This window comes from Acinetobacter sp. YH12142 (genome assembly GCF_013418435.1).
Classification (GTDB): Bacteria; Pseudomonadota; Gammaproteobacteria; order Pseudomonadales; family Moraxellaceae; genus Acinetobacter; species Acinetobacter amyesii.
On record NZ_VPCB01000022.1, the window covers coordinates 14460 to 39033 of the forward strand.

Here is a 24574-nt window from a genome sequence, read left to right on the forward strand (position 1 = left end):
GCGTTCAAATTTGGCTTTAGTCCTGCATTAAAAAAGGAAGCCGAAGCTTCCTTTTTAAATGACATCTTTTACATCACAGCATCTGCCTTAGGCATGATGTGCATTGCCTTCTTCTTGCATCTGACGGTCAATTTCTTCAGGGTTTGCCAAAGCAAAATCCAGTTTTTCTTTGTCTAATTGACCCACCCATTTCGCAACCACAATCGTTGCCAAAGAGTTACCTACAAGGTTCGTTAATGCACGTGCTTCTGACATGAAACGGTCAATACCAAGAATTAATGCCAAACCTGCAACAGGAATATGACCCACAGCAGACAATGTTGCAGCCATCACAATAAAGCCTGAACCCGTCACACCCGCAGCACCCTTAGATGAAATGAGTAGAACCAACAACAACGTGATCTGATGCGAAATATCAAGCGGTGTATTGGTCGCTTGTGCAATAAAGATTGCTGCCATGGTCAGGTAAATAGACGTACCATCTAGGTTAAATGAATAACCTGTTGGAATAACAAGGCCCACTACAGATTTTTCTGCACCAGCAAGTTCGAGTTTTTTCAACATACGTGGCAGTACAGATTCAGAAGAAGACGTACCCAGTACGATCAGTAACTCTTCGCGAATCATACGAATCATTTTGAGGATACTGAAACCGCAAATACGTGCAATTGAGCCAAGTACAAGGAAAATAAACAGCAAACAGGTAATATAGAAGCAGATGATCAACTGACCCAATTGCGCCAAACTACCGATACCATATTTACCAATGGTATAAGCCATCGCACCGAAGGCACCAATTGGCGCAAGCTTCATGATCATGTTTACAATGTTAAAGAATACATGTGCAATTTGATCAATAAACTTCAATACAGGCTTACCTGCATCACCAAGTTTATGTAATGCAAAACCAAATAATAAGGCAAATAATAGAACTTGAAGAATCTCACCCTCAGCAAACGCACCAACAACGGTGTTTGGGATGATATTCATAAAGAAATCTTGGGTAGATTGTGCTGCACCAGATTCAACATATTTAGAAATACCTGAAGTATCTAAAGATGCTGGATCTACGTTCATGCCTACACCTGGTTTTGCAATATTAATTACTGCAAGACCAATGATGAGTGCGATGGTCGAAACAATTTCGAAGTATAGTAAAGCGACACCACCTGTTTTACCCACAGATTTCATGCTTTCCATACCTGCAATACCACTCACCACGGTACAGAAGATCACAGGTGCAATAATCATTTTAATCAGCTTGATGAAACCTTGTCCTAGTGGATAGAACAATTCACCCCAGCCTTTTACGTATTGCTCGGTACCATTGATAATTTGTGTGCCACTTGGTGAGAAATGCCCCACCAATACACCCGCAATAATGGCAACGATCACTTGAAAATATAGTGACTTATAAATTGGTTTTTTAGCCATGACATTACTTCACGATATATTTCTGCTTCAAAGAAATATTCAGTTTTTGTCTATTTTCAAAAAATAAACAGCCCAAAACCCCTTTGTCTTCGACAAAAGAGCACCAAAGGTATTTGACTTAGCCAAATACAGAAAAACGAAATATGTATGGTGATTAAATAATCACATCAGAACCTGATATAAAATCAGCGCATTGATCAGGAGATGAAACACATACTAAAGTAGGTTAAATTTTACCTGTTTTTTAATGGCTTGTTCTGCCACAAATGTTAATTTCGGTTAAATAATAGACCGAGTTTATTAGACGATAGTCTAAAGACATCCTTTTTTAAACCTGTTATCAGGCTGAAAAATACCAACTATAGAAGTAAACTATCCTTAAGTCCTAATTTTAAGCCCAGTATTTGCATGAACAATAAACGAAATATTTACAAAGATTTTGAACATCCTTTTGCGCAATTTGTCCGTATCGTGGGTAAAGGTAAAAATGGCGCACGTTCTCTCACTTATGATGAAGCCTACCAAGCGTTCAGCATGATCTTAAAAGATGAGGTTTTAGACGTTCAATTGGGCGCTTTCTTGATGTTATTGCGTGTAAAAGAAGAATCTGTCGATGAACTGACAGGCTTTGTCCAAGCCACACGTGATCAGCTCAAGTTTAAAAAGCTTGATGTCGATTTAGATTGGTCATCTTATGCAGGTAAACGCAAACATTATCCTTGGTTTTTATTGGCCGCATTAACGCTGGCAAAACACGGCTACAATGTCGTAATGCATGGCGCTTCAGGTCATACCATTAACCGCCTTTATACAGAACAAGTATTAGAGTATTTGGGTTTTCCTATTTGCCAAAATGATACAGATGTGGAACAGCAGCTTATACAACGTCATTTTGCTTATATTCCGCTCGACGTCATTTCACCAATACTCAGTGATTTAATTTCACTACGCAATGTCATGGGCTTACGTTCCCCAATTCACACCCTTGCGCGTCTGATAAATCCATTTAATGCCAAAGCCACCATGCAAGCGATTTTCCATCCAGCCTATCGTGGATCACACCAACGTGCGGCATTCCAATTGGGTTATCAAAATAGTGCTGTCATTAAGGGTGAAGGTGGTGAATTCGAACGTAACCCCGATGCAAAAACCTTAATTTGTGGCATCAAGGATGGTGAAATGTATGAACATGAGTTGCCTAAACTGACGGACAACCGTAGTCCAGTCGAAGAAGAACTTGATTTGGCCGTTTTTAAAGCCGTTTGGGACGGTCAGCAGACACATGAATATGGTGAAATCGCAGTCACCGAAACCATGGGAATCGCACTATATACCATGGGTGTAGTCGCAAGTTTTGATGAAGCCATGCAAACTGCCAAAACCATGTGGGCAAATCGTCACGCTTAAATAAGCAGATATGAAGAAATAAATCTAGGCATGCATCAAGCCAATAAAAAGCCAGCATTGAGCTGGCTTTTTCAATCAAAAAGAAAAAGGATTAAACGAAACGAATCGGCTTGAACTCAGGTTCTTCCACATGCGAGTCGCAATGCTCATCTTCTTCTTTGGTCCCACGGTCGATATAACCACTACGCTCATCTTCTGGCAAATGTTTAATTTCCCATGCATACACCGCTTGCATACAAATTTGACGTTGTTCTTGAGTCAGCGCTACGCCATTTGGCCATTTACCAATTTCAATTGCCGTTTTTAATCGACCAACAATTTCAGGATCGAGTACGGCAAGCATCTGTTCAATATTCATAATTAATCCTGCTTTAATGAGTCAAAATCTTGGTTCCAGCCTAGCTTGGTACGACATGCCATATAGAAGTCATAACCAGGTGGATGTAATAAGTTGAGCTTAAATGGATGTTTGCGGATATGTAAACTATCGCCTACACCCAATGATACACTGTGTTGACCATCGGCACTGACCATTGGTAGAACACGATTTTCACGAATCAAAATTTTAATTTCGCTTTGTCCGCCGACGACAATCGGCCGTGACGACAAAGTATGTGGATGCATTGGCACTAAGGCAATCGCATCCATACTTGGGTGGACAATCGGACCACCACCAGATAATGCATAAGCTGTAGAGCCGGTTGGTGTCGAAACAATTAAACCGTCACTGTGTTGGCGGTATACATATTGCCCATCAATATTCAGTTCAAAGTCGATCATGTGTACCGATTTACCCGAGTGCAGCACAATATCATTTAAAGCTACAGCATCATAAATCGACTCGCCTTTCGAGCGAATTTCCATTTCCAACAAGAAACGTCGGTCTAGCTGAAACTCACCTTTGAGCACTTGATCTAACTTGAAAATCACTTCTGTCGGTTTGATATCGGTCAGGAAGCCCAAACGACCACGGTTCACCCCAATCACAGGGGTATTATATTTCACCAAGGCACGTGCGGCATGAAGCAATGAACCATCACCTCCGACAACGATCACCAAATCGACAACTTCACCCAATAAATTACGGCTGACCGTCTGAGTATTATTGTAGGGAACCAGCTGCGCTGTTTGCGTATCAAATACAGGATGTAATCCCAAACTCAAAATATGATCGTGGATCAAACATAGGGTTTCGATCACTGATGATTTGTCTGGACGACCAATCAACCCAATGTTTCGAAATGATTTATGTGAAATTTGCACCTGCGCTTTTGCTCCGCTTCGCCTCATTGGTATCATATCACTAACAGAAATGATTTAAAAAAACTTTAAAGTTTCGACTTTAGTGAAGTAGCTTCCAATATTTTGCATACATATAACAGTTTAAATATTGCAAAATACTGAAAAGCTTCGCATGATTAGCAAAATTTCTCAGGGTATTATCACTATTTATGAAGTCTGAACGTGGCATAGGCATAATTGCACTGATTTTTTCGCTGTTGATTATCGGCGGATTTCTCGTGTTCAGCATTTATCTTATTCGTCTAGATAATATTGTACGGGATAAATTCGAAGGTCAACGTTGGGACATTCCAGCCAAGGTATTTGCTCGTCCTTTAGAAATTTATACCAATGCGCCTGTAAGCCAAGCAGACCTCAACCAAGAACTGAAACTTTTGGGCTATAACGCTCAAGATAGCTATGCGAAAACAGGGAGTTACGTTACTTCTGGCAATGTGACCTATATCCATACGCGTGGTTTTGACTTTGGTGATAGTGTCGACCCTGAACAAGTCCTTAAAGTGACCTTTGGTGAAGATCAAATCACTGAAGTGAGTGCAACCAAGCCTTCAAGTAGTGGTATTGCCCGCTTAGAGCCGATGTTAATTGGTGGTATTTATCCTCAGCACAATGAAGACCGTGTGCTGATCAAACTTGATAAAGTGCCTAAGCCTTTAATCCAAGCTTTAATTGCTACCGAAGACCGCAATTTCTATCAACATCATGGTATTTCGATTCGTGGTACAGCACGTGCCATTGTGAGTAATGTCACAGGCGGAAAACGTCAAGGTGGTTCGACCCTCACTCAGCAATTGGTGAAAAATTTTTATTTATCGCCTGAGAGAACCATTAAGCGTAAGGCCAACGAAGCCTTAATGGCCATGCTGATTGAACTTCACTATGACAAAGATGAAATTCTTGAAGCTTATTTAAACGAAGTGAACTTAGGTCAAAACGGTAACTATTCCATCAATGGTTATGGTTTAGCCTCACAATTCTATTTTGGTTTACCCCTACGTGAACTAAATATTGCTCAGCAGGCGTATTTAGTCGGTTTGGTTCAAGGTCCAACTCTATTTAATCCGTGGAAAAACCCTGAAAGTGCGATTAAACGCCGTAATATTGTGTTGAACAATATGGTGGTGATGGGCTATTTAACTCAGGAACAATATGAAACTGAGTCTGCACGTCCATTAAATGTCATTACAAAACCAACATTGGGCCCTTCTCGCTTCCCAGACTATATGGATATCGTGCGTCGTCAACTGCGTACTGAATACCAAGAAAGCGATTTGACCAATCAAGGTCTGCGTATTTTCACCGCGATGGACCCGATTGCACAAACCCGTGTACAAACTGCATTTAAAGAATCTGTGGCCCGTTTAAGCAATGCCAATCCAGCACGCTTAAAAGAATTACAAGGCGCGGTATTGGTGTCTCATCCTGAAAATGGTGAATTGGTTTCAGCAGTGGGTTCAACGCAGGACTTTACCGGCTTTAACCGTACAATGGATGCTAAACGTCAAGTCGGTTCATTGCTAAAACCTGTGATTTACCTCAGTGCGATAGAATCCAACCGTTATAACTGGGCGAGTCAAATCGAAGATAGTCCGATCAGCATTCAAAGTGATGGCAAAGCTTGGACACCGAAAAACTATAGTGGTGGCGCACATGGTGTCGTACCAATGGTTGATGCCCTATCAAACTCTTATAACCTCTCTGCGGTACGCTTAGGTCAAGAATTCGGTATGTCGACTTTTATTAACCATCTGAAAAAGTTTGGTGTGACGTCTAATATTCCAAACTACCCTTCGATTTACCTCGGCGCTATCGATATGTCACCGATGGAAGTCATGAGTGTCTATGGAAACTTTGCAACCGGTGGCTTCAAATATCCAGTGAAAGCTATTCGTTCAGTGGTCGATGCCAATGGTCGTTTATTAGATCGTTATAGCTTAACGGTACAACCGACTATTGCACCTGATGCAGCCTTTATATTGAACTACGGTTTACAACAAGTGATGAGTTCAGGGACAGGCCGTTCTGCTTATGCATCATTACCGGCTTCACTTAAACTTGCAGGTAAATCAGGGACAACCAATGATACGCGTGACTCATGGTTTGCAGGTTATTCAGGTAATTACTTAAGTGTGGTTTGGTTAGGTTTAGACAACAACAAAGTTACAGGCTTAACTGGTTCGTCAGGAGCACTTCCTGTTTGGACCAATGTCATGAAGCAGTTACGTCAAAAACCAGTTAATTTACGTCAACCAGACAGCGTACAGTGGCATTGGTTAGACCGTTATTCAGGTAATTTATCTGCGCAGCATTGTACAGGTGCGATGTATATTCCTCTGTCGCGTAACTCTATTCCAAATCAGGCTACGGCATGTGGTTCGACACAATATGAAGTAGAACCTTACACAGTTGATACTGAAGAGACGCAGCCAACTCAGGAACAAAATGATAGTTTAGGTGACTACATTCGTGAAAGTGATGTCGATAATGATCAGGGTTCATCTGATCAACCTCGCATCATCTCAAGTGGAGAGTATACAAATTAAATTGCAAAACATTAAAGTTTTAAAAACGTTCAGTATTCTGAGCGTTTTGACGATCATTTTGGCTGGTTGCCAAACCATAGTCGAACCTGAGCAAAAGCCGCCTGCTCCACCTGAAAAAAAGGCAGATATCCATGACTCTTCTGGGGTCATTATTACGCCATATGACCATCCAGAAATTAAACGTCAACGCATCGTTATTCCTGAGCAGAGAACCCAAATTCAAAAATTTGATGATGGCCGCGACTTGCCTGCATTCAAAAAATTGATGAAAAGTACGCAAACCGCTTATGCCAATGGAAAATGGAATGAAGCTGAAAGTGCGGCAACTCAAGCACAGCGTTTGGCACCGCAATCTGCGGAAACTTTTTTATATTTGGCAATGATCGCCAATCGAAAAAATCAACCTGCGAATGCAGAATCGTTGGCACTGCGTGGATTAAGCTATGCTCAAACCAAGCCGATGAAACAACAGCTTTGGAATGTTGTTTTAAAAGCCGGTCAAATGCAAAAGAAAAGCAGCACCATTCAAAAAGCTCAACAAGCCATTAAAGCCCTTTAAGCACCTCGTAAAAAAGCCTGATCTCAATTAAGATCAGGCTTTCTTATTCCATACATACTAAAAGTAAGTTTATTTCTAAAAGTTATTTCAAGTCTAAAATATCGACTTTCAAATACAAATTTAATTAAAAGCACGTATTTTTAACTGATGTTACGCACCTAAAAGTAATTTCGCATATTAAAAATGAATTTTAAGTCTATTCAACGGTGTCTTACATCTAGGGTTTGAATAAAGGGATTAGCCTTCGGCAGGAGGTACACTTATGAAACAATGTTTCTCATTAGGCAAAATGAGAAGCGTGCTTCGCAATGAAACCATCTTGCGGTGCAATGCACCTCACCGACAAAACTCGTTCACTAGCGTCAAATTAATCAAAGTATCGCAAAACCATTTTTGATTAGAAGGAGTCTTGTCTCAAAAACTTGCGGATGACCTTACCGTGTATCATTCTTTTATCTGAAGCAAACTGTGCGTCTGATGTTACTGCGTAACATCAGTTTTTAATTTAAAAATTGCGAATACCAGCCACCCCATAAGCATGATGCTGCTGTGAAATAGGCAACAATTCAGGACGCATCCCACCTAAAGCAAAAACAGGGATTTCAATGCTTCGTGCAATCTCAGAAAAATGCGCCCATCCCATACTTTGCGCCTCTGGATGACTTTGTGTCGCCAGAACTGGGCTCATAAAGATGGCATCACAGCCAATTTTTTGCGCATGCAGTGCAGAAACTTGATCATGACAAGCTGCGATATAGCGCTTCCCAAGCTGTAAATCACCTTTATTTTTTTGCAGCAATTGGTGCTGTTTAAGATGTAATGCTGAAATATGTGCTTGCACCTCTGTAGAGAGCAATGACCATAGATCTTCATTAATTATCAGTTGTTTTAAAATCACAGTAGGTAATTGATTTAATACCTTTGCATTTTCTGCGCTGGCATCGACTCGCCAATAATACAACAGCGTCTCTTGAAGCGTTTCACGTGTTGGTAGATCGGCGGTGATTTTGATCTGTTGCTGCCAATATAAGCGCTGCAAAATAGCTTGATTGGCCTTTGGAAAATTTAAGCTCATGAGTTGTTGACGTGAATACCAGGCCCATGGCTTTTTGATTTCATTCAGCAACGCATGCGGGACGGTGGCATGAAATAAATGTAATTTCACAATAACATCATCATATTCATGTTGAATAAAATCAAAAGCATGCCCGTCGTGTAAACCAATGCTAACTTCTTCAAAAATTTCACGACGACAAGCTTGCTCAGGACTTTCCCCCTGCTCGACTTTACCACCCGGAAACTCATATTTATTGCCCTGATGTTGTTTTGCTTCACGCCAACCCACCAGTACTTTGTCTTGATGCAATAAAATCGCAATGGCGACATCGATTTGCGGTTTAGACATAGTTCCCTGCTCTCTACTCTGTTCCAATTGATTTCCAAGTGTAAGCAAATTTATCTTTTTTATAAAATCCTAAAATTACCGTTGATAGGCCTATTCGATAATGATTATCATTTAAAACATTCAGAAATACACCACGGAGTCGACGGAATGAACGCACCATTTAGCCTTTTTACTCGTAGCAATGAAGCACACCACTCACTGCCAATGCTACATTCAAACAACCTTTTTGCTTTAGGACGTGAAATTCGCATTATGCATGCAGGTGAAGAATATCGACTACGTTTAACACGAAATAATCGCCTTATTTTGACCAAATAATTTCTGATAAAAATAATAATTATCAGCGCAATAAAAATAATCGTGGACACAAGCAGTAAGCCATTCGCTTACTGCTTTTTAAGTTTTGTACTTAGTTAAATTAAGTTTTATAGCTACTCAAACTTAATTTAAATCGCAACACTCATCTTCCTCTCACAACACTCTTTCGCTAAATTCCTTAGAGCAAATCGTGTTTTTAACGGATTGGAAAAGTGAGTTGTACCTTTAAGCCACCCAGTTCAGATGCATCCACATTTAAATGGCCTTGATGTAACTGTACAATTTTTTGGGCAATTGAAATACCTAAACCTGAACCTTGCGTCTTCGTTCCCAATACACGGTAAAATCGCTCGCCAATGCGTTGCAATTCTGCGACTGTCAGTCCCGCACCTTGATTTTCAATCGTCCAAACCGCCTGCTGTGCTGTTACCGTTAAATCAATCTTTACCTGTCCTTGCGTAGGACTATAGCGAATAGCGTTATCGACTAAATTGCGTAGACAGCTAAACATCAACTCTGGGTTCATAGCAAACTGTACAGACTGGGTCTGTAGCTTCAATTCGATCTGTTTTTCTTCAATAAAAGGCTGTAAAGCGTCAAAGACTTGTAAACTCAGCTGTTCTAAGTCTTCTTGTTTTTTATCTAATTGCTCCGATTGCGTCGGGTCGAGCCGTGCCAAAATCAGTAGATTTTCCAACACGCGCGTTCCTCGATTAACATCGTGCTGTATGCTCAATAAATCCTGCTGAATGTCGGGATATTTTCGTTTTAATACCTGAAGTCGCATTTGAATCGCAGACAGCGGTGAGCGTAATTCATGTGAAGCATCGGATGTAAAGCGTTGTTCCGCCTCTAAGGCTTGATCTAATCGACTTAATAAAAAATTCAGCTGTGTTTGGATCGGCTCTAATTCTTGTAATACAGGTTCAGGTAAGACAATGGCTTGTAAGTCATCTACATTTTTTTCAGCGATTTGTTTTGAAAAAAGCTGTAAAACTTTCAATTGACGTTTAATCAAAATATGCAGTAATAGCCATTGGATCAACCAGACAATCAACAGAATCCCTGCATAGCCTAGTACGCTTTGCAGCGTTTCCCTCAGCCGTGTTTTCATCGGTTGAACGATTTGTACGGTTAATCCATCGTCCTGAAGTGCATAGCTACGCCAAAGCGCGCCGTCTCTCCATTGATAATTTAGCCCCTGTTTTAAATTGGGCTGATGTTCAAATGCTGTGTGTTGTTCCGATGTGGTTAAGACTTGCGACCCTTGCATGAGTTGATATTGCATATCAAACTCTTCACTCAGTTCATCTATTTGTTCGTCTTGCTTCAGCGTTAGATCAGTAGCAGTAAGCATATCTGCCACTTCGTCCATCAGGGCATCGTGTACATTCATGATGTGATACAAACCAAATCCCAACATCAGACACAGAGAGATTGCTCCCGCCCAAATTGCACTGAGCAGTGAGGTTTTAATCAGTTGCGACTGTAAGGAAATGCTTTTTTTATCACTCATAGACTTAACTTTGTTGCGGAAGATTCATGCGATAACCCAAACCCCTTAAGGTTTTAATGTAATCACTGCCAATCTTCTTACGCAATTGGTAAATAAAAACTTCGATCGCATTACTTTCAACTTCATCGCCCCAAGCATAGAGTGATTCTTCGAGTTGGCTACGCGTCATAATATGCTCTGGATTCAACATCATCTTATGCAAAATTTGATATTCACGCGAAGTCAACGTAATCAATTCCGCATTTTTACGCAGCGTTTTGGCATGTACATCTAAACTTAAATCACCAAAAGTCAGACAATTATCACGCTGCTGATGATGCAAGCGTAATTGGGCACGTACCCTTGCTGACAACTCTTCTAAGCTAAACGGTTTCACCAAATAATCATGGGCTCCCAGATCTAAACCTTCAACACGATCTGCAATACTGTCCCGAGCAGTAATGAATAAAACTGGTGTAAACGGATGCAACTGTACGATACGTTTTAAAATTTCATCACCAGTTACTTTTGGTAAGCCACGATCTAAAAGTATGCAATCATATTGATGTTGTTCTAAAGCCAAAATAGCGTGATCGCCGCGATCAACCCAATCGACACTATAGCCATCCATTTCAAGCCATGTTTTTATACTGTCTGCTTGGGATGCATCATCTTCTGCCAATAAAATTCGCATCTTACCTACCCTATTTCTATGGTTCCGACTTCAGTGTATCGAACTTTTGCTCATATCTACTCAAATCATAAAAAAACCACAGCAAGCCGTGGTTTTTTATAGTGCAGCACTGTATTGAATGACAGGCTAAATTAAAATTTTACTTGATCGACATCCACTTCAACGCGTTTTGTTGGTTTGTAATCAATGTCGATTTCACCAATGAGCGTTACCGGTGTTTTAGCTGAAATTGCTTTGCCTTGCCAAAGTTCATCATCAATATCCACTGTAATGCTGCCTGTGCTATCGCGGAACTGATATTTTTCATCGCCCATCGATTTGACAACATAACCTTTCAATTGAACCTTACTGTCATCTTTTAAGCCTAAGGCATGTTTCACAGATGTGGTTTTCATCGGTGCAACTGCTGTTTGATTAACGGCTGTATTCGCGACTGCAACCGATGCCACACCTGCAAATGCTAAACCACATACCAATTGAGTGAATGTTTTCATCTTCGGTCTCTCTTACTTTGTCTATTTCGATAGCGCTATTTAAACAAAGCAAGATGAGTCGAATCTTAAGCTGCAAAGACGTTTTTATTTACTTTGATCGAACCATTAGTTGAGCGGCACGACACGCAGGACTTCTTCTAAAGTGGTTACCCCTGCAAGTACTTTACGCGCACCGGCAATTCGTAATGGCTCGACATGCTCTTTACGTGCCTGTGTACGTAATTGGGTTAAATCTGCATTGGCACCAATCAATTGTTTGGTTTCAATACTGAGCGGCATAAATTCATAAATCCCCACACGGCCTTTATAACCCGTTTGACGGCATTCATCACAGCCCACCGCCTCGTAGACAAAATCAGGCATTTGAATCGCATATTCAAAGGTCAGATGTTTCCACTCTTGTTCATTGATAAAAGTCTCACGCTTACAATGTGGACAGAGTTGACGAACTAGACGTTGTGCCAAAACCCCTAATATGGTCGCTGCGGTTAAAAAAGGCTGAATACCTAGGTCATGTAATCGCGTCAAACTCGATGGTGCATCATTGGTATGTAAAGTTGAAAGCACCAAATGACCTGTTAATGCAGCTTGGATCGCCATATTTGCCGTATCATGATCTCGTATCTCCCCGACCATGATAATGTCAGGGTCTTGACGCATTAAAGCCCGTACACCATCAGCAAAGCCCAGATCAATCCCTGTATTCACCTGCATTTGGTTAAAGCTTGGCTCTAACATCTCAATCGGGTCTTCAATGGTGCAGACATTCACTTCTTCAGTTGCTAATTGTTTGAGTGATGAATAAAGCGTGGTGGTCTTACCTGAACCTGTCGGACCAGTCACTAAAATAATACCGTGACTATGACTGGTTAAGGCCTTCCAATCATCCAACAGACGCCCTTCAAAACCGAGCTGTTGGAAGCTACGTACCAAGACTTCAGGGTCAAAAATACGCATAACCAACTTTTCACCAAAAGCTGTTGGCAACGTCGATAAACGTAGCTCTGTTTCTTGGCCTTTGGGTGTACGGGTTTTTAAACGTCCATCTTGCGGCTTACGCTTTTCCGCCACATTCATCCGACCTAAGATCTTAATTCGCGAGACCACGGCTGTCAGGGTATTTGCGGGCATGTTGTAGATGGTATATAATACCCCATCGATACGAAAACGCACCTTTCCTGTATCTTTACGCGGCTCGAGGTGAATATCACTTGCACCTTGTTCGAAGGCAAACTGTAAGACCCAATCGACAAGCTTCACAATATGCTGATCATTGGCATCTGGATTTTGTGTATCACCTAATTGTAATAGCGCTTCAACGCCTTTATTTTCACGGTCATAACTCGATGATTTTTGCGAATTACTGACCGCACGACTCACTTGGTAATATTCAACCAAATATCGCTGTAGTTGATCTGGACTGAGTAATACACGCTGAATCTTGCGTGGTAATACCGTTCTTTCTAAATTGGCAATCCATTCATTTTTATAAGGTTGATCCGTTGCAATCAACACATGCTCATTTTGTAATTCCACCGCTAAAATGCGATTTCGTACTGCAAATTCCTGCGACATAATGGCTGTCAGTGCAGGCACATCAGCTTTTAAAGGATCGATAATATAAAACGGTACACCTGACTTTTCTGCCAACCATTGACAGAGTCTATTAAGTGTTAAGGTAGACTGCGGATGACTCTGATCGACTAAATTAAAATTGGCAATCCATTGTAAAGGATGCCATTTCAACTGCTCACGCTGACGGTGCGTGGTTTGAATCAGCATTTTGTCGCGTTCAGTAATACGTCCATCTTTTTGTAATTGGTCTAAACACCAAGAAGTGTCAATTTCAAAATTAAAAGTCATTGTTCTATGTTCCCCAAACATAAAACTACTATAGCAAAAAATTCTAAAGGCACGCTTGAGTCATTTGAGTTTTGCACATAGGTTTTCTGAAAGCATACTATTTTTTTTATTAATGAAAACATTCATAAATTTAAGCTATAATAAATTTGCCTCTCAGGGCTTTATAACAACGATATAAGAAGATTTATGATGAAAATAAAAATATTAGCAATTTATACGATGACTATTCTTAGCTTAACTGCCTGCGGCGGTGGCGGTGGAAACTCAACCTCTAATAATGACTCCAGCGAAAATCCAACGATACCAAATGCTGCTTTCCAACAGTGGTCAACTTTTGAACTCGACAGTGAAAGTGATGTGCTGTCATACGAAAGTGATACTGCAACTATCGATAATGGTAAACTATATACTTCAGAAAGTAGCGATTCATTTATGGTCACAGCGAATGGCTTGTATGATGAAGGATCTCTACACAGTTCGTATGGCTATCTGAATGGCAATATATCCATTGCAAATAATGTGTGGACGCTAAGTCCTCATTCCTCTATTAATTCATCAGGTCTAAAAATTACAACAACAATGAAATCTTTCAATCTTGAAGGTGAAATCATTGCCTCTCAAGTTGATGCCTATAATTATTGGATCATAAAAAATAATATTACTGATTCAAGCAACTATATTTCTAACGATGCTCTCAAATACTTAACAGCTATTTCAAATATTAAGTTTCCCGCTGGTTCTCGCTGTTTACAATTAAATAAAGTATCAAATAGTGAACAGTATTTAGATTTAACAGATTCCTCAGATAGTGAAAGTCAAAGTTTTTTAGCTGACTGGTGGGCTGATCTTAGTACAGATATTACTGCGAAAAAATACATCATGAAAGATACTGTAGCCTATACCGTAGCTGATGATGAGAGTGAATATGGCGTAGCTCAATATAAAAATCGTTTCTATGACGCTTACCCATCTCCTAAAGGAGTGGAATACAATATGCAGGATTTAATTAAGATTATTGATAATTGGATAAATACTTCAACAAATCCTACTCAAAAAACTCAATTTTTAGAGTTTAAACAATTAGCTGAGAACTCTTGCAGCATGTATAACGATGTTGCTCTTAACGCAATCAAACAAAGTTTTGCAGCAAATAAATAATTTACACATTTAATAAAAAAGGAGCTGAAAGCTCCTTTTTTATTGAGATATTTCAACAATCAAAACATGTTGTTTACTGACCTGAAATTTCACATTCAATCCACCAAACAACATGCCGTACACACGTTCATCATCATGCTGATAGGCAGGACGTGGATCTAAACTCAATACCTGCTCAAGTTCAGCCCTTAATTGCGCGGTTAAATTGCCATTATTCAAAAATACCTGTTTTTGTTGCTCAGCGTGCTCTGACCAAATCACAGATTTTCTTTCTGGCTCATCCTGCGCATAACCACTTTGTGCACCCATCACTGCATCTGAATACTGAATATACGGTTTGATATCTAAAATTGGTGTTCCATCCAACAAATCACTACCGACCACATAGACTCGTACCGATTTTCCGACTTTTTTCACCCCTTTGAGCTGCACAACCGACAAGCCCATAGGTGACGGCCGGTACATACTTCGTGTCGCAAATACCCCGATTTTTTGATTACCACCTAAACGAGGTGGACGAACTTGCGGACGAAATTTTGTCGAATCTGCATTTTTATTTTCATGAAACTGCCAAATCAACCAAAGATGACTAAAATCATCAATCCCCTCAAAAGCCAATAAATCGTTATAAGGTTCTACCATTTCAATATAAGATTCGACTTGCACCAAATTTGGCTGACGTGGAATACCAAATTTTTCTCGGTAGGGAGATTTCATATACCCGATAATTGGCATTTTAAGCTCAGACATAATCACTTTTTCTGATAAGTTCAATTAAATATATTCAGTTTATCGAGAATGATTTTAGATTAGAATAGTAAGCTGTTCTAATTTGATAATTTTATTGAGACCTTTAATGGCTGCTTTTAACGTCGAAAAGATTACTCACGTCCACCATTGGAATGACACTTTATTCTCTTTTAAAACCACTCGCGATACAGCGTTACGTTTTAAAAACGGTCAATTTGTGATGATCGGCCTTGAAGTAAATGGTAAGCCTTTAATGCGTGCTTATTCTATTGCAAGCGCAAACTATGAAGAAGAATTAGAGTTTTTCTCTATTAAAGTTCCAGATGGTCCTTTAACGTCTATTTTACAAAAAGTAAAAGTTGGCGATGAAATTTTAGTGTCTAAAAAACCTACAGGCACTTTAGTTCTAGATGACTTAAACCCTGGTAAAAACTTATACCTACTTTCTTCTGGTACAGGTCTTGCACCGTTCCTTTCTGTGATTCGTGACCCTGAAACTTACGAACGTTTTGAAAAAATCATTGTTGTACATGGTACTCGTTTCATTTCGGAATTGGCTTATCAAGATTTAATCTTAGATGAAATTCCTAACCACGAATTCTTTGGTGAATTAGGCGCGAAAGAAAAATTGGTTTACTACCCTACTGTAACTCGTGAAGAATTCCATACTCAAGGCCGTGTAACTACTGCCATTGAATCTGGTCAACTTTTCGAAAAAATCGGTCTACCACGCTTCAACCCTGAAACTGACCGCGCAATGCTTTGCGGTTCACCTGCATTCCTAGACGACGTTGCTGCACTACTTGACCAGCACGGTTTGAAAGAATCTCCTAAGATGGGCGTTCTAGGCGACTACGTGATTGAACGTGCATTCGTTGAAAAATAATTAGCTGTAAATTAAAAAGCGCATGTCATCATGCGCTTTTTTTTATCTATATGCCACTCATGACTGATACAGCTATTTTTCTTCTTTTACCTTCAATTCATCAATAATTTTTGCTCTCCACTCTAAACCTTTCTCAGTAGCATCAGGTAATTCATTCGATAAATTAATTTCCACACTGTCATCTGGATATATATGTACAGCTAAATATTTTTTATCTTTTAAATTTTCATTCGTCAATGTGGGGACATTGGTTGCAATATGCTTTTTAGAGCTATTACCTTCTCCCCATTTAATATATTGAGCTCCTGTTATCACTGCTGATCTTTTCGTTCCACTACCTAGCCCTCCACCTAACTCCTCTCCATTTAATTCAACAATATAAGGAATATAACTTGCATCATAACCATAAGATGTTGTCGTCAACACATAAGTTTTTGTTGAATGAGTATTACACCCTATTAAACTCATTGCTGAAAGCATAATAAGCATTAAATTCTTTTTTAAAACTTTCATCATTATCCTTTAAAAAATATTGGGTTTTAATTTATTTAATTAAAAATAATAATCAAAGAAAATTAAAAATATTATCCATTAGAAACGAAGAACCAAAAGGAAACTCTATCCTATTTATCACCAGTAAACTGCCAATATATATTCGCATCCATTCCAAAATGCCCCGAATGGCATCTACTTATTCAGTCAGATACCAAATCGTTAATCCCCAAGGGTTATCTTTACTCTCAGGCATAACATCACCCTGTTTAAAATGACGTTTTTCCATGTTATTCGCAGGACTATACCATTCACCTGTTTTAAGGCAAATTTGACCTGCTTCGCATCTTAGTGTTTTTGTACTAGGATTACTTATATCCTTCTCGCAAGGTACAAATTCTCGGGCAAATTTAACCAAATCTTTTGGATAAATCATATGTGTTATTTCGCTATCATCTAAATCTAGCAAATAAACGTAAGCAGCAGCTTCTATAGCCCAATAGCCAAAATAACCTCCATTTTCCATTTTATGTAAGTCATACCATGGAGCACTTTCAAATGCGGGATACCATAATTTCAAATATTCCTGTATATCCTGAATACTCTCTTCTTTAGTATCTCTATAATTACTAAAAATTAATGGGCGATATGGATTATCAAAAAACCATTGATCTACATCATATCTATCCATCAACTCAAATGATAAAAAGTCCTCATACAGCGTATCTAATTGTTCTGTTTGCTCATGGTAAATTTTGTCTTGCATCGCTGCAATACGTGGTAATAGGTCTCTTCTGTGTAATAGATAACACAGTCCTATCAACTGCATACATCTTTCGTACTCATCTATAGCGGTAAAATAAAATGGCGCCCAATCATTATTTTTTCTGCAGCTCTAAATGCGATTGTATATTTTTCATAAGCAATTATTACATCTTCAAAAATTAATCTTAAATCTAAAATCTTATATCCTGACGTCAATAATAGCGAAAATAAATTATATGAGTACTCAGCATGAGTGCTCATTGCTAACTTCTTTTTTTCTTCAAGGTTATCGCCACTTCCCCCTACATTATTAAACCAATAATCAATATATTCTCTATAATGATCAGCAAACGTGATTAAATTATCCTCAGTTAAATAAAACTGTCTTTTCTTTTTATCAAAAACCATTCTGATTCCCAAAAATAATGCCCCGAAGGGCATGTTTTATTTATTCCTCACCATTAAAATACCAGTACACTTCACCCCAATCTGTTTCAGAAAATGTTGGTAACATTTCACCTCTTAACACATGAACACGTGAATCCTCTTGTGCAGGGGTTGTCCAATAGCCCGTTTTTAGGGATTTTTCGCCAGCTTTGACTTTTATTACAGTTAGATTCTCTTAGGTTACTTCAGATTGAGTATTATTTTTACGAGCCCATGCAACTATATCTTTAGGATAAAACAAATGTTTATGTAAAGAACTTTCATCCAAATCTAGTAAATAAACAAGAGCTGCTGCTTCAAAAGCCCAGTAACCAACATATGAATAATTATCTAAATTTAAATGACTATTGTACCAAAGTGTATTTTTATGCATTTGATACCAATCAGCCAAATATTCATCCAACAGTTCAATCGCATGATTTTTGTTATTTTTAATTATTACATTATCAATCACATCGCATAATATTGAAAAATTATAACTATATATCCCATCTCTTTCAGTATCTGGATGATTAGAATCCGTTAGTTTTAAAAACTTATTAATCACTTCATCTTCACTAAAAGTTCCTCCATCCTCGCCATTGATTAATTGTTTAATTGTAGATAATAAATTATTTTTATTTAGCAATACTGCTAAGCTAATTGTACTTAATGCAATAAAACCACCTTCACCACCAATAACAACTGGCTTTTTACTTGCTTTAAAAACTCCTAATGCTTCTGCTTGTTTTTCATAACCTTCTATTACTTTTTCAAATAATGGAGATATTTCTTCTATTGGCTTTCCTGCAGTATAATGAAGATATAATAAAGAATGATAGATCCATGTAATAGATTGCCATCTTGAAGCTTCTCCACAATTATATTGATCATCTTCAAATGCATCACTTTCTAAATATAAGGGTATTCCTTCTTCATTGTATTCTTTAGTCTTTAAATAATAATCTTCAGTTAAAAAAATCTGTCTTTTATATTTATCGAAATTCATATTAATCCTAAAATTAATGCCCCGAAGGGCATGTTTTATTTATTCCTCACCATTAAAATACCAGTACACTTCACCCCAATCTGTTTCAGAAAGTGTTGGTAAGATTTCACCTCTTAACACATGAACGCGTGAATCCACTTGTACTGGGGTTGTCCAATAGCCCGTTTTTGGGGATTTTTCGCCAGCTTTGACTTTTATTACAGTTAGATTCTCTTGGGTTACTTCAGATTGAGTATTATTTTTACGAGCCCATGCAACTATATCTTTAGGATAGAATAAATGCTTGTGTAGAGGAGTGTCATCCAAATCTAGTAAATAAACAAGAGCTGCTGCTTCAAAAGACCAATAACCACAATATTTTAGTTCTTCTGCAGGCTCTAGATGACTATTAAACCAAAGTGCATTTTTATTCATTTGATACCAATCAGCTAAGTATTCATCTAAATATTTAACAGCAGTTTCTTTATTATTTTTAACTAGCACATTATCAATCACATCACATAATTTTGAATAACCTAATGCAAATAAATTTCCTTCGTTAAATGTTGGATGTGAAGGATCATTAAGTTTAAAAAATTTATTAATAACCTCATCTTCACACGTATGACTTTCACCCTCACCATTGACTAATGAATGTATACGATCAAACAAATCATTTCGATTAAATAAAAAAGCCAGACCAAGTATATTTAACGTTTCATTTTGAGTTGGAATGACAGAAGGTTTTTTTGACTTATGGAAGATAGCTAAGGCTTCAGATTGTTTTTCAAAGCCTTCTATAACTTTTTCAAATAAGGGGATAACTTCCCCTATAGATTTTCCTGCTGTGTATACAAGGTAAAGTAGAAAAGAATAATCATGTGTTATTAAATTCCATCTTCTTTTTTCGCCGCAATTATACTCATCATCCTCAAATGCATCACTTTCTTTCCAAAAATCAACGTCTTCTATATAAAAATCATAGGCACTTTTATAATAGTCTTCAGTTAAAAAAATCTGTCTTTTATATTTATAGAAACTCATATTAATCCTTAATCCTAAAATTAATGCCACGAAGGGCATGTTTTATTTATTCTTCACCATCAAACTGCCAGTACATATCCCCACCCATTCCAAAATGCCCGAATGGCATCTACTTATTCAGTCAGATACCAAATCGTTAATCCCCAAGGGTTATCTTTAATCTCAGGCATAACATCACCCTGTCTAAAATGACGTTTTTCCATGTTATTCGCAGGACTATACCATTCACCTGTTTTAGGGCAAATTTGGCCTGCTTCGCATCTTAGAGTTTTTGTACTAGGATTACTTATATCCTTCTCAGAAGGTACAAATTCTCGGGCAAATTTAACCAAATCTTTTGGATAAATCATATGTGTTATTTCGCTATCATCTAAATCTAACAGATAAACGTAAGCAGCAGCTTCTATAGCCCAATAGCCAAAATAAAAACTTTCATCCAATTTATGAATATCATGCCATGGAGCACTTTCAAATGCGGGATACCATAATTTCAAATATTTCCGTATATCTTGAATACTCTCTTTTTTAGTATCTCTATATTTACTAAAAATTAATGGGCGATATGGATTATCAAAAAACCATTGATCTACATCATATCTATCCATCAACTCAAATGATAAAAAGTCCTCATACAGCGTATCTAATTGTTCTGTTTGCTCATGGTAAATTTTGTCCTGCATCGCTGCAATACGTGGTAATAAGTCTCTTCTATGTAATAGATAACACAGTCCTATCAACTGCATACATCTTTCGTACTCATCTATAGCTGTAAAGTAAAATGGTGCCCAATCATTATCATTTTCATACTCTCTTAAAGCAAAAGTATATGCTTCATATCTCTCAATTATTATTTCTAGAAAATACCTCATTTTAGAAATATCATGACCTGCTGTATATTCTAATGAAAAAAATTGATATGTTTCGCTTGCCAAGAATAGTGAAAGACGACTTTGATCTTCCAAAATACCACTATATTCTTGTTTTTTATTTTCAATTTTTTTAGAAATTTCAAAAAAATACCCATACAAACGATCATAAATATTTTCTGTTAAGAAAACTTGCCTAATCTTCTTATTAAATTCCATATTTATTCCAAAAAATAATGCCCCGAAGGGCATAAATCATTCTTCACCATCAAACTGCCAGTACACATCCCCCCAATCACTTTCAAAATCAGGGAATATATCACCTTGTTTAAAATATTGACGTGAGTTTTCTTTAGCAAAAGTATACCAATATCCTGCGTGAGGACATGGGCTACCGGCAATAACAATATCTATTCTTTCTGGTTCTTGAACTTCAACTTTCACTCGTTTTAATTCAGGCCAAGTGCTGTCTTCATCAAATCGTGCAATCCATTGCTTTGAACTTACGGCATCAAAACGTGGATTTGGATCATCTGACCACGCATCCAAAGTGGTCAGTTTTAAGTTATCACAACGTATCGGTTTAATTAGTTCATTTGCCATCACCAATAAATCAGGAACACCTGCTTCAACTGGATAAAGTGAAAGCTCTCCCAAACGTATCCATAAGCTGTATTTTGTTGAATCTTCTAGGTCTATAATTTTAGTAATTTCAATTCGTGGATCATCCAGTTTTTCACGAATTTGTTCTTCACTCAAGCCTAGTTTCTCTAGCCAGTAGGGAGAAAGTAAAAAGCACCATGTTGGGGTACGAATACCGCCACCTAAACCATCCCGATCTTCTGCAATAAACATATTTTCATGAGAAAACTCCATACCAGGATGATCAATATCGAGTCCATAAAAATAATCTGAAAATGTGCGTTCAACAGTTTCGAACTCAGGTGAAATATAAGCAAACTGTCCAGTATTACCTATTTCATAACCGCTATAAGCTTGTATTGGATTGAGTTGTCTTAAAATTTTTTCAACAAAAGTGTGCCAAACCATCTTATTGGTTTTATACCATTGATCGCCAAAAGTTAATTTAATACTAGAATAGCGCTCATTTGAGTCTCGAATATTACTTTCTAAAGCCCAACGTGCACTCTGTGTATCCGCCTCGGCTGATGTTGCACCTATAAAATATACAAAATATTTTTTAAAGATTTTATGCATTTCAACTAAAAGCTCATCTCGGCTTCTAATCCATTTATCAGCCTTTTTCCAAACCTCAGTGTCACTCCTAAACCTTAATTGAAAAGGTTTATCTATTATGGTTTTTTCAAATTCAATATAAATATCTAAAACTTTATTTAGTAGATCTTCAGCATTTTCTTGATGCATGTACAAAGTGATATAGGGGCAAATACCAAACTCTTTCTTTTCCTCTCCATAAATTATGGAAGTATCCTGAGGAATATCTCGAGCCAATTCAGCTATTTCTTGTTCATTTAAATAAAGTTGTACTGTACTCATAAAATATTCGTTAATTTATACTTCTATTTTTTAGAGATCCAAGATTATCAAGCCCCGAAGGCATAAATTACTCTTCACCATCAAACTGCCAATACACATCGCCCCAATCACTTTCAAAATCAGGAAAAACATCTCCCAAGTTAAAGTATTGACGTGAGTTCACTTTAGCAACTGTAAACCAATAACCCTGTTGAGGACATTTTTCCCCAGCTTTAATTGAAAATTTATTACTGAAGTTTTGAGCTTGAATTTGTGATAAAATTCAACCAAATCTTTAGGGTAATATAAGTATTCATGTAAGACAGTATCATTCTCTATCTCTAACAGAATAACAGCGCACGCTGCTTCAAAAGCCCAGTATCCATAATAGCCACCTTCTGATTTATGAGTATCATGCCAAGGCGCACCTGATAAATCTTTGTACCAATTCTTTAAAAACTTACGGACAAAAGCTAAAGAAATTTCATTATCTTGATTTGAAAAGGCTTCACATAATAATAAGTAAGGTTTTGGTACTAATACTGTTGAACAATCATATCTATTTTCATCTGAAAAAGATAAATACTCTTCAATTAGCCAATCTTGAGCAACATTTTCTCTCATTTCTCCGTCAATTAATTTCGCAACTCTAGGTAGTAAATCCTTTCGGTGGAGTAAATAACACAAACTGATTAACCAAATACATGGACAATAGCCATCAATAGTAAATAATTCAAAAACTGGTAAGTTTATATTTTTATGATAACTTCTTAATTTACTTCCATATTGCTCATAATAGTCAATAACTATTTCAAGTTGGCTTCTAATAAAAGGTAAACTATTGCCAGCTGTATATTCCAATAAAAGTAGATTTAAATAGTTCTCTGCTACGATAGCATAAGAGTATACCCATCTTTCTTCTAGTGAATCACCAACACCTGTAAGATTTACTTTAAAAGTTTCAATAGTGTTCAGAGTTTCCGCCTTTAATGTTTCATACATTTGAGGTGTAAGAAATTGTTGTCTTTTTATATTAACTAAATCCATTTTATGCCCAAAAACTGCCCCGAAGGGCATATTTTCACTTATTCTTCACCGTCAAACTGCCAATATACATCCCCCCAATCACTTTCAAAATCAGGGAAAATTTCCCCTTGTTTAAAGTATTTACGAGTGTTTTCCTTAGCTACAGTGAACCAATATCCCGATTGAGGACATTTTTCACCTGCTTGAATTGATACTTTTTGATATTTAGTTAGGAGGTCAATTTCAGCACTACTAGGTTTAAACGTACGATAGAACTCTATTAAGTCTTTTGGATAATAGAGGTATTCATGAAATTCTTTATCATTTTCTATTTCTAATAGAATAACAGCGCAAGCTGCTTCAAAATCCCAATATCCATAATATCTACCCTCTGATTTATGGCTATCATGCCATGGAGCTCCAGATAAATCTTTATACCATTTTTTCAAGAATTTGTTTAAATGCTTGACTGAAACTTTATTATCTTGGGTCACAAATGCATTGGATAACTCAAAATAAGGATTTGAAAAAAGGACATCTGAACAATCAAAACGGTTATCGTCATTAAAAGCCAAAAATTCCTCTACAATCCAATCTTTCCCTCCATTTTCTTGATCCTCTCCATCAACAAGGTTAGCTACCAACGGTAGTAAATCGGTTCTTTTTAATAAATAACAAAGGCTGATAATCCATATATATACACAATAGTCATCTAAAATTTCGATGTCAAAAATACTAAAATTATTATTTTTATAATAGGCTCTTTGTTTTATAGAGAGTTCCTTGAATAATTCAATTACTTTATCAAATTCTAAGCGTAAATACTCAATCGGTTTACCAGCAGTATAGTCCAAAATAAGCAAATCAAACTGATATCTAGACGCTATCGAATAAGAGTCTATCCATCCTGCTTCGATATCATCATCATCATTTGATTCACTTAAAAAACTTTCTATGGCGCTGACAAGCTCACTCCTTGTAGATTGATAGTAACTTTCATCTAAAAATTGTTGTCTACGATTAAACTTAAATTCCATCATAAATAAATTTCCAATTATTTATTATTAACAACGATACTAATGTCTTTATCAGTCCAAACCCTTGTAGCTTTATGAGTAGAATGTTCTTTTGATGAGTGCTGATAAAAACGGAGACTTTAACT

At 37.5% G+C, this 24574-nt stretch carries 24 protein-coding genes; 6 read left to right on the top strand and 18 right to left on the bottom strand.

The features are described from left to right. Window positions 1-87: 87 nt before the first annotated feature. Window positions 88-1434, bottom strand: a complete 1347-nt coding sequence (locus FTU77_RS14225) for a dicarboxylate/amino acid:cation symporter (RefSeq protein WP_180009487.1) — start codon at window positions 1432-1434, stop codon at window positions 88-90. A 408-nt stretch (window positions 1435-1842) separates the two neighbouring features. On the opposite strand from FTU77_RS14225, the gene FTU77_RS14230 reads away from it, so the two are divergent. Continuing rightward, the gene (locus tag FTU77_RS14230) at window positions 1843-2841 is read left to right on the top strand and encodes a glycosyl transferase family protein (RefSeq protein WP_180056077.1); all 999 of its coding nucleotides are present in this window, start codon (window positions 1843-1845) and stop codon (window positions 2839-2841) included. A gap of 91 nt (window positions 2842-2932) precedes the next feature. Here the strand turns inward: FTU77_RS14230 and FTU77_RS14235 are convergent, their stop codons facing one another. Both FTU77_RS14235 and FTU77_RS14240 read right to left on the bottom strand, forming a co-directional pair. Beyond that, the gene (locus FTU77_RS14235) at window positions 2933-3199 is read right to left on the bottom strand and encodes a YeaC family protein (RefSeq protein WP_078189099.1); all 267 of its coding nucleotides are present in this window, start codon (window positions 3197-3199) and stop codon (window positions 2933-2935) included. A gap of 2 nt (window positions 3200-3201) precedes the next feature. Further along, window positions 3202-4140, bottom strand: coding sequence for an NAD(+) kinase (locus FTU77_RS14240; protein ID WP_078189100.1), 939 nt, complete (start codon window positions 4138-4140; stop codon window positions 3202-3204). 152 nt (window positions 4141-4292) lie between these two features. Between FTU77_RS14240 and mrcB the strand changes: the two genes are divergently transcribed. After that, the gene (gene mrcB, locus FTU77_RS14245) at window positions 4293-6686 is read left to right on the top strand and encodes a penicillin-binding protein 1B (RefSeq protein WP_180020839.1); all 2394 of its coding nucleotides are present in this window, start codon (window positions 4293-4295) and stop codon (window positions 6684-6686) included. Between the two features lie 37 nt (window positions 6687-6723). Continuing rightward, on the top strand, window positions 6724-7245 hold the full coding sequence (locus tag FTU77_RS14250) for a tetratricopeptide repeat protein (protein ID WP_257223645.1): 522 nt from the start codon (window positions 6724-6726) through the stop codon (window positions 7243-7245). A 505-nt stretch (window positions 7246-7750) separates the two neighbouring features. Here the strand turns inward: FTU77_RS14250 and FTU77_RS14255 are convergent. Next, the gene (locus FTU77_RS14255) at window positions 7751-8650 is read right to left on the bottom strand and encodes an NUDIX domain-containing protein (RefSeq protein WP_180056078.1); all 900 of its coding nucleotides are present in this window, start codon (window positions 8648-8650) and stop codon (window positions 7751-7753) included. 147 nt (window positions 8651-8797) lie between these two features. Between FTU77_RS14255 and hemP the strand changes: the two genes are divergently transcribed. Next, on the top strand, window positions 8798-8968 hold the full coding sequence (gene hemP, locus FTU77_RS14260; RefSeq protein ID WP_078189103.1) for a hemin uptake protein HemP: 171 nt from the start codon (window positions 8798-8800) through the stop codon (window positions 8966-8968). Window positions 8969-9164: 196 nt separating this feature from the next. Here hemP and FTU77_RS14265 read toward each other — a convergent pair whose 3' ends face one another. The 4 genes from FTU77_RS14265 to FTU77_RS14280 form a co-directional block, all read right to left on the bottom strand. Then, on the bottom strand, window positions 9165-10484 hold the full coding sequence (locus FTU77_RS14265; RefSeq protein WP_180056079.1) for a HAMP domain-containing sensor histidine kinase: 1320 nt from the start codon (window positions 10482-10484) through the stop codon (window positions 9165-9167). A gap of 4 nt (window positions 10485-10488) precedes the next feature. After that, complete coding sequence (locus tag FTU77_RS14270) at window positions 10489-11157, bottom strand: response regulator transcription factor (protein ID WP_180020831.1); 669 nt, start codon at window positions 11155-11157, stop codon at window positions 10489-10491. A gap of 131 nt (window positions 11158-11288) precedes the next feature. Next, window positions 11289-11651: a NirD/YgiW/YdeI family stress tolerance protein gene (locus FTU77_RS14275; RefSeq protein ID WP_168379331.1), complete on the bottom strand. Its 363-nt coding sequence runs from the start codon at window positions 11649-11651 to the stop codon at window positions 11289-11291. Window positions 11652-11756: 105 nt separating this feature from the next. After that, window positions 11757-13514 (bottom strand): GspE/PulE family protein, encoded by a 1758-nt coding sequence (locus FTU77_RS14280; protein ID WP_180056080.1) that lies wholly within the window; start codon window positions 13512-13514, stop codon window positions 11757-11759. Between the two features lie 186 nt (window positions 13515-13700). Here FTU77_RS14280 and FTU77_RS14285 point away from each other — a divergent pair, with 186 nt between their 5' ends. Further along, complete coding sequence (locus tag FTU77_RS14285) at window positions 13701-14672, top strand: hypothetical protein (protein ID WP_180056081.1); 972 nt, start codon at window positions 13701-13703, stop codon at window positions 14670-14672. Between the two features lie 39 nt (window positions 14673-14711). On the opposite strand, the gene tsaA is transcribed toward FTU77_RS14285, so the two are convergent. Beyond that, window positions 14712-15422, bottom strand: coding sequence for a tRNA (N6-threonylcarbamoyladenosine(37)-N6)-methyltransferase TrmO (tsaA, locus tag FTU77_RS14290; protein ID WP_180056082.1), 711 nt, complete (start codon window positions 15420-15422; stop codon window positions 14712-14714). Between the two features lie 106 nt (window positions 15423-15528). On the opposite strand from tsaA, the gene FTU77_RS14295 reads away from it, so the two are divergent. Further along, window positions 15529-16308, top strand: coding sequence for a ferredoxin--NADP reductase (locus tag FTU77_RS14295; protein WP_078189109.1), 780 nt, complete (start codon window positions 15529-15531; stop codon window positions 16306-16308). 72 nt (window positions 16309-16380) lie between these two features. Here FTU77_RS14295 and FTU77_RS14300 read toward each other — a convergent pair whose 3' ends face one another. From FTU77_RS14300 to FTU77_RS14340, 9 genes are all read right to left on the bottom strand, one after another. Continuing rightward, window positions 16381-16821, bottom strand: coding sequence for a hypothetical protein (locus tag FTU77_RS14300; RefSeq protein WP_180056095.1), 441 nt, complete (start codon window positions 16819-16821; stop codon window positions 16381-16383). Window positions 16822-16999: 178 nt separating this feature from the next. After that, window positions 17000-17566 carry a PoNe immunity protein domain-containing protein gene (locus FTU77_RS14305; protein WP_180056083.1) on the bottom strand — a complete coding sequence of 189 codons (567 nt, stop codon included), beginning with the start codon at window positions 17564-17566 and terminating at the stop codon, window positions 17000-17002. A gap of 80 nt (window positions 17567-17646) precedes the next feature. Continuing rightward, complete coding sequence (locus FTU77_RS14310) at window positions 17647-18006, bottom strand: hypothetical protein (RefSeq protein ID WP_180056084.1); 360 nt, start codon at window positions 18004-18006, stop codon at window positions 17647-17649. 181 nt (window positions 18007-18187) lie between these two features. Then, the gene (locus FTU77_RS14315) at window positions 18188-19000 is read right to left on the bottom strand and encodes a PoNi-like cognate immunity protein (protein ID WP_257222275.1); all 813 of its coding nucleotides are present in this window, start codon (window positions 18998-19000) and stop codon (window positions 18188-18190) included. A gap of 39 nt (window positions 19001-19039) precedes the next feature. Then, a complete protein-coding gene (locus FTU77_RS14320) occupies window positions 19040-20023 on the bottom strand; it encodes a PoNe immunity protein domain-containing protein (protein WP_180056085.1) in 984 nt (327 codons plus the stop codon). 113 nt (window positions 20024-20136) lie between these two features. Then, complete coding sequence (locus FTU77_RS14325; protein ID WP_180056086.1) at window positions 20137-21108, bottom strand: PoNe immunity protein domain-containing protein; 972 nt, start codon at window positions 21106-21108, stop codon at window positions 20137-20139. A 36-nt stretch (window positions 21109-21144) separates the two neighbouring features. Then, on the bottom strand, window positions 21145-22407 hold the full coding sequence (locus FTU77_RS14330) for a type VI immunity family protein (protein WP_180056087.1): 1263 nt from the start codon (window positions 22405-22407) through the stop codon (window positions 21145-21147). A 159-nt stretch (window positions 22408-22566) separates the two neighbouring features. Then, window positions 22567-23433, bottom strand: a complete 867-nt coding sequence (locus FTU77_RS14335; protein ID WP_306669907.1) for a PoNe immunity protein domain-containing protein — start codon at window positions 23431-23433, stop codon at window positions 22567-22569. Between the two features lie 38 nt (window positions 23434-23471). Further along, window positions 23472-24452 (bottom strand): PoNe immunity protein domain-containing protein, encoded by a 981-nt coding sequence (locus tag FTU77_RS14340; RefSeq protein ID WP_180056088.1) that lies wholly within the window; start codon window positions 24450-24452, stop codon window positions 23472-23474. Between the last annotated feature and the right edge of the window lie 122 nt (window positions 24453-24574).